This window comes from Rhodococcus shunpengi, assembly GCF_048381395.1.
GTDB lineage: Bacteria > Actinomycetota > Actinomycetes > Mycobacteriales > Mycobacteriaceae > Rhodococcus.
Genome location: NZ_JBLWIU010000008.1, coordinates 441526 through 453909, shown reverse-complemented (window position 1 = coordinate 453909; position 12384 = coordinate 441526). Strand labels below are relative to the sequence as shown.

Annotated in this window: 10 protein-coding genes; 7 read left to right on the top strand and 3 right to left on the bottom strand. The window is 69.1% G+C overall.

Annotated elements, in window-relative coordinates; translation table 11 throughout:
* Nucleotides 1-30: 30 nt before the first annotated feature.
* On the bottom strand, nt 31-555 hold the full coding sequence (locus ACNJ7K_RS02945) for a CarD family transcriptional regulator (protein ID WP_120281798.1): 525 nt from the start codon (nt 553-555) through the stop codon (nt 31-33).
* Nucleotides 556-884: 329 nt separating this feature from the next.
* On the opposite strand from ACNJ7K_RS02945, the gene ACNJ7K_RS02940 reads away from it, so the two are divergent.
* Complete coding sequence (locus ACNJ7K_RS02940) at nt 885-1907, top strand: alpha/beta hydrolase (protein ID WP_487041169.1); 1023 nt, start codon at nt 885-887, stop codon at nt 1905-1907.
* Here ACNJ7K_RS02940 and ACNJ7K_RS02935 read toward each other — a convergent pair.
* Together ACNJ7K_RS02935 and ACNJ7K_RS02930 are read right to left on the bottom strand one after the other, a co-directional pair.
* Entirely contained in the window at nt 1897-2610 is a 714-nt protein-coding gene (locus tag ACNJ7K_RS02935; protein WP_120281800.1) for a type 1 glutamine amidotransferase domain-containing protein, read from the bottom strand. The genes ACNJ7K_RS02940 and ACNJ7K_RS02935 overlap by 11 nt on opposite strands.
* A gap of 129 nt (nt 2611-2739) precedes the next feature.
* Nucleotides 2740-3699, bottom strand: coding sequence for a ferritin-like domain-containing protein (locus tag ACNJ7K_RS02930; RefSeq protein ID WP_174247075.1), 960 nt, complete (start codon nt 3697-3699; stop codon nt 2740-2742).
* Nucleotides 3700-4041: 342 nt separating this feature from the next.
* Here ACNJ7K_RS02930 and ACNJ7K_RS02925 point away from each other — a divergent pair, with 342 nt between their 5' ends.
* The 6 genes from ACNJ7K_RS02925 (at nt 4042) to ACNJ7K_RS02900 (ending at nt 12384) form a co-directional block, all read left to right on the top strand.
* Nucleotides 4042-4377, top strand: a complete 336-nt coding sequence (locus ACNJ7K_RS02925; RefSeq protein ID WP_487041168.1) for a hypothetical protein — start codon at nt 4042-4044, stop codon at nt 4375-4377.
* A 66-nt stretch (nt 4378-4443) separates the two neighbouring features.
* A complete protein-coding gene (locus ACNJ7K_RS02920) occupies nt 4444-4944 on the top strand; it encodes a DUF2505 domain-containing protein (RefSeq protein ID WP_088896629.1) in 501 nt (166 codons plus the stop codon).
* 165 nt (nt 4945-5109) lie between these two features.
* On the top strand, nt 5110-5307 hold the full coding sequence (locus ACNJ7K_RS02915) for a hypothetical protein (RefSeq protein ID WP_026061505.1): 198 nt from the start codon (nt 5110-5112) through the stop codon (nt 5305-5307).
* 99 nt (nt 5308-5406) lie between these two features.
* Nucleotides 5407-5637, top strand: coding sequence for an RNA-binding S4 domain-containing protein (locus tag ACNJ7K_RS02910; RefSeq protein WP_159418938.1), 231 nt, complete (start codon nt 5407-5409; stop codon nt 5635-5637).
* Between the two features lie 106 nt (nt 5638-5743).
* On the top strand, nt 5744-9037 hold the full coding sequence (gene recC / locus ACNJ7K_RS02905; protein ID WP_487041167.1) for an exodeoxyribonuclease V subunit gamma: 3294 nt from the start codon (nt 5744-5746) through the stop codon (nt 9035-9037).
* A gap of 14 nt (nt 9038-9051) precedes the next feature.
* Nucleotides 9052-12384 carry a UvrD-helicase domain-containing protein gene (locus ACNJ7K_RS02900; protein ID WP_487041166.1) on the top strand — a complete coding sequence of 1111 codons (3333 nt, stop codon included), beginning with the start codon at nt 9052-9054 and terminating at the stop codon, nt 12382-12384.

Sequence of the window (12384 nt, the reverse complement as noted above, 5' to 3'; positions counted from 1 at the left end):
GTGGCGCGTCGTGTGTCGAGGGGAGAGCCGTCAGCCGGCAGCGACGAGCCGACGCTCTTCGGGGGTGGGTTCGGACGACAGGATCGCCGACTCGAGCAGCTCTTCCGCCTGCTCGTCCGACAGCGACATGCCGAGGGAGAGTTCGGCGAGGACGGAACTGTGTGCAGTCTTCAGCATGCCCTTCTCGCCCGCCGACAGGCCCTTCAGATGTTCGCGACGAGTCAGGTCGCGAACCACGGCGGCGGTGACGTGGAGGTCACCGACGTTCAGCTTCTCCCGGTTGCTCTTGAATCGTCGCGACCACGTCTGTTCTTCGTGTTCGGTGGGAGCGTGCAGGATCGCGAACAGTTCTGCGAGTTCGCTCGGGTCGTAGACGTTGCGCAGTCCGATCTCCTCGGCCTTCCCCACCGGCACGGCGACCATGAGGTCGGAGCGATGAATCTTCAGTTGCAGATACGGTACGGGCGACTGCTTGATCGTCCGGGTGATGATCGCGGACACCGTGGCGGGTCCGTGATGGGGATGGACGACGATCTGTCCGGTCGAGAACTGCATACGACTTCTCTCTGTCGGTGGGTGTCACACCCGGTCGTCCGATTCGTAAGGGCACGAACGCAACCGCACGACCGTCGCATCACTGCAGCGCTCCGGGAACGAGGACTGATGCGGACGCGGGAAGGCTCATTCCATTCGGATGATCGAGCCGGAACCCGCGAGGTGACATGTCCCATCATCGCAGGTGGCCCGCGCACACGTCCGCTGTGGGGTAGGTCACACGGGCTCGACGGTGGTCGACGCTCCGCGGTCGAGCCACACGTGGGGGAAACATTTGACATGATCGGCGGGCCGGACGCGCCGGTGCGAACGCAGAGCAGGAGTGACAATTGGCCGAGGACGTCACCGAGAGCAGGCCTCGTCGCCCGATCGGACCCCGGGTCGTGCTCGTTCTGGCATTCGTCGTGGTGGTCACGGCCGCCGCATTCGTCCTCACCCCCGTGCCGGGGTCACTGGTGGTGCGCAAGGTGTTCGAACGCGACGCGCGGGAGCAGACCGAGAAGCTCGCGGTGGACGCTCCGGAGACGGACTTCGTCGCCGACCTCCACTACCGGGAGGACGACCCGGACGCCTACCTCGACGTGTACACACCGCCAGGGACCACCGAGGCGCTGCCGACGATCGTGTGGACGCACGGCGGCGCATGGTTGTCGGGTAATCGCACCAACTACGCGGGTTACTACAGGCGTCTCGCGGCCGCCGGATTCACTGTGGTGTCGGTCGGCTACTCGCTCGCACCGGGCCATCGCTATCCGACCCCGGTGCGGCAACTCGTCGATGCACAGCGCTACCTGCTCGAGCACGCCGACGAACTGCACATCGACACCGAGCGGATCGTGCTCGCCGGTGACTCGGCCGGGGCGCAACTGTCCGCGCAGATCGCCGCGGCGGTCACCGCCCCCGACTACGCCGCGCTCCTCGGTGTCGACCCGGCGTTCACACCGGAGAACGTGCGCGGTGTCGTGCTCAACTGCGGCATCTACGACGTGTCCGCGATCGGTGGGAGCGGCGGGCTGATCGGATGGGGCGTCGAGCAGGCGATGTGGGCCTACACCGGCGCCCGGGAATTCGCCACTTCGGATGCGGCGGGCCAGATGTCGGTGTTGAACTCGGTCACCGAGAACTTCCCGGCCACCTACATTTCCGGTGGCAACGCCGATCCGCTCACCGCCACCCAGTCCGAGAGGCTCGCGCAGCGACTCACCGGACTGGGTGTGCAGGTGGATGCGTTGTTCTATCCGGACGATCACACACCGGAGCTGGCACACGAGTACCAGTTCGATCTGTCCACTCCGGATGCGCGTGCCGCGCTCGAGCGGACGATCGATTTCGTCCGCAAGGTCACGACGTAGCGCGCGCGGGGATCTCGGCGACGACGCGTTCGGCGAGCGGCCGCGAGGAGGCCGGGTTCTGGCCCGTGTACAGGACGCGGTCGACCACCACGTGCGGCTCCCAGGCGTCCGCGGACGAGAAGACCGCGCCCGCCTCCTGGAGACGGTCCTGCAGCAACCAGGGTGCCTTGTCGGCCAGTCCCGCCTGGACCTCCTCGACGTTCGTGAACGCCGTCAGGCTGTAACCCTCGAACAGCCAGCGGCCGCCGGACTCGTGGGCGGGGAGCAGGGCCGCCGGGGCGTGGCACACCATCGCGACCACTTTGTCGGCCTCGACGAAGTGCCGCACGAGTTCACCGAACCGCTCGTCGACGGCGAGATCCTCCATCGGACCGTGACCACCGGGCACGAACAGCAGGTCGAAGTCCTCGGCCCGCTGGTCCTCGAGCACCGCCGCACCGGAGAGCACCGGCTGCAACTTCTCGAGCGACGACTTCAACTCGGCCACGCGGTCCTCACCGCCTGCGGCGTCGGGTTCGAGGCTGGCCTGGTCCACGACGGGCGTGCGGCCGCCCGGAGTGGCAACGGTGATGTCGTAACCGGCCTCGTCGAAGACGGTGTACGGCTCGACGAGCTCCTCCGCCCAGAAGCCCGTGGGATGGCGGGTGCCGTCCTGCAACGTCCAATGATCGGCGGAGCTGACGACGAACAGGATGCGGGTCATGGTGTGTCCTTTCGAATGAACGTAGAGGTCGCGTACCCGCTGCGAGCGGGACCGACACGGGGGGTGACGACGATCGCCGGGCCCACGAGGGACCCGGCGATCGTGTGATGTGACTGTGGGTGCGGCGGATCAGACGCCGACCACCTCCTGCGCGATGGCGGCCAGACGGGTCTGGGCCGCGGAGATCACGCCGTGTCGTGCCTTGTGCGCTTCCTCGTAGGCGACGATCGCCCGGATGTCCGCAGGTTCGGTCAGTTCCTTGACCGCCGCCACGGCCTTCGGGACGGTGAGATCGTCGTAGTTCCGGATCGGCAGCTCCTCCTCGGTGAGGACACCCGAGGCGCTGCGTGCCCTGTGCAGAGCGTCGGCGGTGCCGTCGGCACCTTCTCGACGGCTCACGCGTTCGGCCGTCTCGAGAGCCGCATCGCGCGAGGCACCGATGGTCTTGGCTGCGACGTCACCGGCGTGCGCGCCGCGCGAGAGCAGCGACTCGATGCGGGGACGTGTCGAGCGTGCGACGTCGATCGCTCGATCGATGCTGCGCGCCGACCAGGTGACCGGCGTGTTGACCAGGCGCACCGCTGCGCCGGCCGCGGCCTGCAGGGGAGTGCGACGCAGAGCGGCAGGACCGCCGAGCGCCTCCTCCGCGATGACGGTGGTGAGCCACTCGACCGTCGCCGTGTGAGCTGTGATCAGACGGTCCGCCAGCGACACGATCGACTTGTGTCCGCCCGCGGTGGCCAGTGCCTTCACATAGCGGGCACGGTCGAGGAGCTGATGTTCGAGGGCGAGGTCGGACAGCAGTGCTTCGTCGAACGGCTGCGCCTGCTCGGTGAGGGTCTTCACCATGATGGCGGCGCGGCCGATGAACGGCCCGACCACATCGGGAAGTCCGCCCAGATCGCGGATCGCCTCTTCGATCGCCACCGCACGGATGCGGCAGTTCTCGGCGTTCTCGGTCAGCTCCTTGCGTACCGCTTCGGTTCGGGCCTGCGCGACACGCGTTTCGGCGACCTGGGTCTCTGCATGGGTCAGTTCGTGGAGAGTGCGCAACTGGGTGAGCAACGCGGGAGTTCGATTCTCGGTCATCGTGCGTTCGCCTCCTTCGCACTGGAAGAGTCGGTGATCTACCGACGAATTCACATCCATCGAGAAAATGACGTGACAACTGTCGGCTACCCGACCCCCGGAACTGCTAACGTCTATGTGATCCATAACACACCCCCTGGTCGGGTTCGTTGCTGCAGTGACCACTCGGCGCACGCGAGTCACACGGGTCTCGGTTTGAGCCCGTTACTCGCGGGGAAACTTCGGAGCACACCTTGACGTGAGAGATCGAGGCCGGGACGAGACGCGGTCCGCCTGACTCTTCAGGTGATCGGCGACCGTGAGACGGCCGCAAGCAGCACAAAGGAAAGCGGGGACGACACGATGACCACGGCAGCACCCGTCATGCCCACGGACGTGATCACCGCTCCGGCGACGGTTGCTCCGTCGCAGTCGGCCGAGACTCCGGTGCGGACGATCGACGCGCGGTCCGTCGAGGCTCCGCCGTCGGCCGACATGGCGTCGAGGGAGGTGGACCCTCCGGTGGCGGAGGAGATGCCGGCTCTGCTCGAGCACCCGATCGCGGGCATGCTGATGTTCGTCGTCCTCGCCGTCTGTGGATTCGCAGCCGCCGCGGTGGTCGCAGGATCCGTGGCGGCCGGGCTCGCTCTGGCGGGTGTCGTCGGAGGAGCGGCGGCGACTCTCGTCGCTGTTCTCTGACGTGGCAGAACGACACCGGTAGGCCCGTTTCGTCCAGATCGGAACGGGAGGATATCGTCTCCGGTCATGTCCAAGGAATTCGTTTTCACGTCCACGCTCGACCACAGCGTCGAACGCGTCCACGGCGCTTTGACCAGCGAGGACTTCTGGAACAGCCGACTGGCTGCGAGCCAGACCGGCGTAGGGCAGCTCGAGGTCGGCTCCGGTCCCGGAACCTTCCGCGCGAAGGTCTCCGACCAGATCGACACCTCTGCTCTGCCCGCGGTCGTCCGGGGCGTGGTGCGAGGACCTCTGATCATCGAGCGCACCGACGAGTGGGGCGGACTCGAAGGCGGTACGGCGCAGGGAACGCTCGCCGGCAGCACGTCGGGACTGCCGATCACGATCGCGGCCCGTTCGGAACTGCGGGGCAACGCGGCCGGCGGTACCGAGATCGAGGTGCGTGGCGAGGCCACCGTCAAGGTCCCCGTCGTCGGCGGGCAGATCGAGGGTCTGATCGTCCAGCTCGTCGAGAACATCGTCCAGAACGATCGGACCGACATCGACAAGTGGCTCACCGAGAACTGACTCGCGGGGTCGCCCGATCGATCGGCTCCCGGTCGACGGGTCATCTGTTCCGATGCCGCCGTTCCTCTTCCGAGGTGCGGCGGCATCGTCGTTCCGGACGGATCGGTCGGCGACACACCGGGGCGGGTCGTTGAAGAGGGGTGTGACCCGGGCCACCATCGGATCATGTCGATGCCGTGGGACGAGGACGGCGGCTACGCGTGGGAACGCCGCGAGGCCGGATACACCTGGGAGCAGATCGGCAGCGAACTCGGTTGCCCTGCCCATGTCGCACAGAATCTGGGGGAGCGTTACCACGCGGATATCACCGCCGAGATGACGAGGAACCAGTTGTCGCTGTTCGACATCTCGACGGAGACCTGAATCCCGGCTGCCGGTGTTCGCCGTGTGTTCATCGGATGTGCACCCGTACGGACCTCGTGCGAAGAGGCATCGTCGCCTCCGGAGGGGACCGTAGGTGTCATGGAGGCACTCGTGCGCGACTCCCTGTTCGGTTTCCTGCAGGAGAGCGGACTCGCCGGCTCGGGCGGTGAAGCGGCGGCGCTGCTCATGGAAGGTCTCGTCCGCGTCGATCATCGCCAGGTCCGCAGTCCCCGCACCCCACTTCGTGCCGGGGACGTCGTCTCGATCGCGGGTACGCGATCGATGGCGGTCTTCGGCGTCTCTCCCGGTGGGGTTCGTCCCGTCCTGTAGCTCGTCCGTCGCACGGAGCACCCGCGACCTGCGACGCAGTCGCCTGTCCGGGCGGTGTGATAAGCCGTACCGGACGAGAACGAGCGACGACGAGGGAGAACGACGCGTGCTGATACTGCACCGTGCGGAGCGCACCGGCATCCTGGCGGATGCGCTGGCCGAGGTGCTCGCGAAACCCCTCGACGATCCGTTCGCGCGGGAGGTCGTCGCGGTGCCCGCCCGGGGTGTCGAAAGATGGCTCACCCAGCGGTTGTCGGGCCGGCTCGGTTCGTCCGCCGGCGACGGGGTGGCCGCCAACATCGACTTCCCGTCCCCGTCGCGCCTCGTCGACGAAGCACTCGCCGCAGCCTCCGGCATCACCGCCGACGACGATCCGTGGCATCCCTCCCGCATGCTGTGGTCACTGCTCGGGGTGATCGACGAGTGCGTCGGCGAACCGTGGTGCGCCACCCTCGCGCGTCACCTCGGTCACGGCGCCGACGACCACCGGGCCGGGCGCCGGTACGCCACCGCAGCGCATCTCGCCGGCCTGCTCCGCAGTTACGGACTCCAGCGCCCCGGAATGATCGCCCAGTGGGCGGCAGGGCACGACACCGACGGCACGGGTGCGCCCCTCGACGACCATCTGCGATGGCAGGCCGAGCTGTGGCGACGCCTGCGCGCCCGCATCGGGGTCGACAGCCCGTCGCAGCGACTCGGCGAACTGTGCGGCCGGCTGCGGGACGACCCCGATGTCGTCGATCTGCCCGAACGACTCTCCATCTTCGGTCCCACCCGCCTCGACACCGTCCTCGTCGACGTGCTGTCCGCGCTCGGGTACCACCGCGACGTGCACATCTGGCTTCCGCATCCGAGCCCGGTGATGTGGGACGGACTGACCCGGCGTCCGGCGTCGATGCGTCGCGCCGACGACCACAGCGCTCTCGGGGTGCAGCACCCGTTGCTCGCCGCTCTCGGCCGCGACGTGCGCGAACTCCAGAGCCGGCTCTCCGGCCTCGACTGCACCGACGTCCCACACACCTCACCCCGGCCGCCTGCGACGCTCCTCGGCCGGTTGCAGGCCGATCTCCGCGACGATCGCGCCCCCGAACCCGGATCGGCAGAGCCCGACGGGACCGTGATGATCCACGCCTGCCACGGACCCACCCGGCAGGTCGAGGTGCTCCGCGAGTGCCTGCTGCACCTGTTCCGCGACGACCCCACTCTCGAGCCACGCGACGTCATCGTCATGTGCCCCGATGTCGAGACGTACGCGCCGCTCGTCCACGCCGCCTTCGGGGCCGGGGTCGGCGAGCATCCCGGCCACACGCTGCGGGTCCGTCTCGCCGATCGCGGCCTGCGCCGCACCGATCCGATCCTCGCGGTGGTGTCCGAACTACTCGCGCTCGCCGACGGCCGGGTCACCGCGAGCGAGGTCCTCGATCTCGCCGCCTCCGCCCCGGTGCGCCGCAAGTTCGCATTCGACGACGACGAACTCGAACGCCTTCAGGAGTGGACCACCGAGACCGGTGCCCGCTGGGGTCTCGGCCCGTGGCAGCGCAAGAGTTTCGGTCTCGGCGACTTCATGCAGAACACCTTCGGGGCGGCACTCGACCGCATCCTGCTCGGTGTCGCCGCCGACGGAGCGGACGGGGAGTGGCTGTCGCTGTCGCTGCCCCTCGACGACGTCGACAGCAACGACATCGACCTCGCCGGGCGGTTCGCCGAGTTCATCGATCGGCTGACGGTGGTGCTGCTCCGGCTGCGCGGCCCGCACCCGGCGGGGCGGTGGTCGGACGAACTCGGTTACGGCATCGATCTGCTCACCGACGTTCCCACTGCCGACGCATGGCAGCTCACCCGCGCGCGGCGCGAGATCGGCGACGCCGTCGAGCACGCCGGCGACACGCAGTTGTCCCTGAGCGACGTCCGGTCCATGCTCTCCTCCCGGCTCGCCGGGCGTCCGTCGCGCTCGAATTTCCGGACCGGCGAACTGACCGTGTGCACGATGGTGCCGATGCGCTCGGTGCCCCATCGCGTGGTGGTGCTCCTCGGTCTCGACGACGACGTCTTCCCCCGCACGGCCCACATCGACGGCGACGACGTCCTGACCCAGAATCCTTGTGTGGGAGAGCGTGATCCGCGCAGCGAGGACCGGCAGCTGCTCCTCGACGCACTGATGGCCGCGGAGGAGCGTGTGTTGTTGTTCCACACCGGCGCCGACGCCGTCACCGGAGCACTGCGCCCACCGGCGATTCCGCTCACCGAGGTGCGCGACGTGGTGGCGACGATGACGGGCGTCGACGTCGACGACGAGCGCATCGTGCGGCGACATCCCCTGCAGCCCTTCGACCCGCGGAACTTCCGGGCCGACGACCCGTTCGGGTTCGGTGTCACCGCACTCGCGGGAGCCCGTGCAGGACAAGGAGGTTCGGTGGCGCGCGACCGGTCGGGTGCACTTCTCGTCGACGACCTTCCGGCCCCCGCTCGCACCGATGTCGATCTCGATGAGCTCGTCGCCTTCCTGACACATCCGACGCAGGGATTCCTCCGGCAGCGGCTCGGTCTGCGGATCCCCGACACCGACGAGGGCATCGCCGACGCATTGGACGTCGAACTCGACGGTCTCGCCCAGTGGCAACTGGGCGACCGCATGCTCGAAGCGCGGTTGGCGGGCATGTCCGCGGGTGCCTTCCAGGACGCGGAGTGGCGTCGCGGCACGCTCCCGCCGTTCGCGCTCGGCCGCAGGACCCTCGACGCGGTGAGCGACAATGTCGAGCGCCTCGTGCACGCCTGCGCCGGTGTGCACACCGGGCAGGCCCGCACCGTCGATATCCGCGTCGATCTCGGCGACGGTCGTCGGCTCACCGGCACCGTCGGAGGTGTGCACGGCGAGGTGCTGGCCCGCAGCACGTATTCCAAGCTGTCCCCGAAACACCGGCTGGAAGCATGGATCCGGTTGCTCGCCGTCGTCGCCTCGGGGCATCCCGGGCAGTGGCGTGCGGTGACCACCGGGCGCAGCCGTTCGCGCTCGTATCCGGCCTGGCGCTCGACCCTGCTGGCTCCCGCCGATCCCGTCGCGCTGCTCGCTGCACTCGTCGATCTGCGCGATCGTGGACTGTGCCGGCCGCTGCCGCTCGTGACGGGTGCGTCGGCCGAGTACGCCGATCGCCGACACCGCGGCGATTCCGTGGAGATGGCACTGTCGGCCGCCGGGAAGGCGTTCGGTGGCGCGTTCGGCGACGGCAAGGACCGTCACGTGCAGTACCTGTACGGGCCCGACGTGACGCTCGGGCAGCTCACCGCCGACGCACCGGACGGCGTCGAGGCCGGCTGGTTCGACGACCCCACCCGTTTCGGTGTGCTCGCCCGACGGCTGTGGGAACCCCTGCTCGCCTCCGAGAACCAGGGACGCCCGTGAGAGAAGGACGCAGCGTGCCCGATACCGCCATCACCGATCCGCGCGCCGTAGGCGGTCCGCCGCCCGCAGGCTTCGATCTGCTCGGTCCGCTCCCGAGCGGCACCACCGTTCTCGAGGCCAGCGCGGGGACAGGGAAGACGTACGCGATCGTCGGGCTCGCCACCCGGTTCGTCGCCGAAGGGCACGCCCGCCTGTCCGACCTGCTGCTCGTCACCTTCAGCCGGGCCGCGACGCAGGAACTACGCGAGCGCACCCGGAACCGGTTCGCGCAGGTCGCCACCGCCCTCGCCGATCCGGACAGTGCGCGGACGAGCACCGACATGCTCGTCCGTCATCTCGCGAGCGAGGACGTCGACGCGCGGCGGTCCCGCCTGCGACAGGCGTTGTCCGACTTCGACTCCGGCACCATCTCGACCACGCACGGCTTCTGCCGCCGCATGCTCGACGAACTCGGGATCGCCGGTGAACGCGAACCCGACGTCACGGTCGTCGAGGACGTCGACGACCTGCGGGTGGAGGTCGTCGACGATCTCTACCTGCGGCGTTACGGCAGAGGACAGACCCCCATCACCTACGCCGAGGCGGCCGTCGCCGCGAAGGAGGCGATCTTCGACCCGCAGGCCGAACTCGCACCGAACGACGCCGACGGCACCGCGGCCGGCGAGCGTGTGGAGTTCGCACGTGCGGTCCGCGAAGAGGTCGAACGACGCAAGCGCCGCCTCGGCCTGCGCGACTTCGACGACCAGTTGTCCCTGCTGCACGCCGTGCTCGGCGATCCGGAGCACGGCGACGCCGCCTGTCGGCGGATGCGTGCGCGCTTCTCCGTCGTCCTCGTCGACGAGTTCCAGGACACCGACCCCAAGCAGTGGGAGATCCTGCGCCGGGCGTTCCACGGGCACAGCACGCTCGTGCTCGTCGGCGACCCGAAACAGGCCATCTACGCCTTCCGCGGCGCGGAGGTGCTCAGCTATCTCGACGCCGTCTCCGAATCCGACACGTACTGCGAGCTGACCACCAACTGGCGCAGCGACGGCGATCTCGTCCGGGCGCTCGAACACGTCCATCTCGGTGCGGCCCTCGGTGATCCCCGCATCGTGGTGAACCCGGTGAAGGCGGCAGCCGCCGATTCCCGGCTCTCGGGCATCGCGCCCCTGCGGGTGCGTCACCTGCCCCGTGCCGGTGCCGGTCCGCTCAACGACTGGGGTTTCCCGCAGAACCTCGACGGCCTGCGCGGGCGGGTCGCCCGCGACGTGGCGGCCGACATCGTGCGCCTGCTCGACGACGAGAACGTCACCCTCGACCTCGGTTCCGGTCCCGAGCGTGTGCAGCCCGGGCACATCGCGGTCCTCGTGCGCAAACACAAGCAGGTGACGCTCGTCCACGACGCGCTGACGAAGGCGAACGTGCCGTGCGTGGTCGCCGGGGGCACGAGTGTGTTCGCCACCCCGTCCGCGCAGCACTGGCTGTGGGTGCTCTACGCGCTCGAGCAGCCCCATCGCGCCGATCGCGTCCGGCTCGCCGCGCTCACCCCGCTGCTCGGCCGCACGATGACCGACATCGATTCGGAGGGCGAAGCGCTGGTCGTGGAGGTCGGCGGACTGCTCCGCGAACTGAACGACGTCTACGCCCGCACCGGCTTCGCCGCCGTCTTCGAACGACTCGCGTCCTTCGGTTCGGTCGAGGCCCGCCTCCTCGACGAGCCGTCCGGGGAACGCACACTCACCGACATCCGGCACGTCGCCCAGCTGCTCGAGGACGTCGCCTCGGCACAGTCGCTGGGGCCGGCCGCACTCACCCGCTGGCTCGAGGACCGCATCAACGACCCCGACCGCGGTGGGGCCGACCGGATCCGGCGCCTCGACAGCGACGCCGCGGCGGTCCAGATCCTCACCGTGCACGGCAGCAAGGGGCTCGAGTTCCCCGTCGTCCACGTCCCGTACGGGTGGGATGCCGCGAAAAACCCCGAGCCCGACAAGCTGCTGCTGCACGAGAACGGCCGGCGCATCCTCGATGTGGGTGGCAAGAGCGGTCCCGGCTACGTCGCGCGGCGCCGTCAGCACGAACTCGAGGAGGCGGGGGAGGAACTGCGCCTGCTGTACGTGGCGGTGACGCGCGCGCAGTGTGCGCTCACCCTCTGGTGGGCGCCGTCCACCCCCACCTCGCGGTCGCCGCTGCACCGGTTGCTGTTCGCCCGCGATGCCGGTTCGGCCGAGATCGCGGCGGAAGGCCGGATCGGTCACGACGAGGCCATGGCCGAGGAATTCGACCGGTGGGCCGCGCGCGCCGACGGAGTCATCGCCGCCGAAGCGGTGGGGTCCCATCCGATTCCGGTGCGACGCTGGACCCGCCCCCGCGTGGAGACCGGACCTCTCGCCGCGGCGCGCTTCGATCGGGTCGTCGACGAGAACTGGCGCAGGACCTCCTATTCGGCGCTCACCGCCTCGGTGCACGATGCGCCCGTGGTGAGCGGTGAGGTGGAGGAACCGGTGACGACCGACGAGCCGGCCGAGCCTCCGCTGAGCGCAACGGAACCGGCGCGCGAAGGCATTCCGTCACCGATGAACGGACTGCCCGGCGGCACGATCTTCGGCACGCTGGTGCACGCCGTCCTCGAGGTCGTCGACACCTCCGCCCCCGATCTCGAGGCCGAACTGCTCGACTGCTGCCGCGAGACGGTGCGCCGCCAGATGTCGCCGATCGACCCCGCCCAGCTCGCGGCGGCGTTGCTCCCGGTGATGCGCACCCCGCTCGGGCCGCTCGGCCGGACCCTCGCCGACTTCGCTCCCTCCGACCGGCTCTCCGAACTCGACTTCGAGTTGCCGCTCACCGGAGGCGACAGTCCGGTGCCCGTCACCGTCACCCTCGACGCGGTCGGCGGGTTGCTGCGCCGGCACCTGCCCGCCGACGATCCGATGGCGGGCTACGCCGATCTGGTGCGCACCCTCGAACCGGTGCCGCTGCGGGGTTATCTGAACGGCAGTATCGACGCCGTGCTGCGCACCGAGGGTCCGCGATTCGTCGTCGTCGACTACAAGACCAACCGGCTCGCGCCCGTCGACGAACTGACCACCGCCCACTACACCCGCGAGTCGATGGCGGCGGAGATGCTCCGCGCCCACTATCCGATGCAGGCGCTGCTCTATTCTGTTGCCCTGCACCGTTATCTGCGGTGGCGGATGCGCGACTACGACCCGCACGCCCACCTCGGTGGTGTGCAGTACCTGTTCGTCCGCGGCATGGCCGGACCGGACAGTCCACCCGGCAGCGGCGTGTTCGACTGGCATCCGCCGGCCGCTCTCGTCACCGACCTGTCCGACCTTCTCGCCGGAAAGGCCGTGATCTCGTGA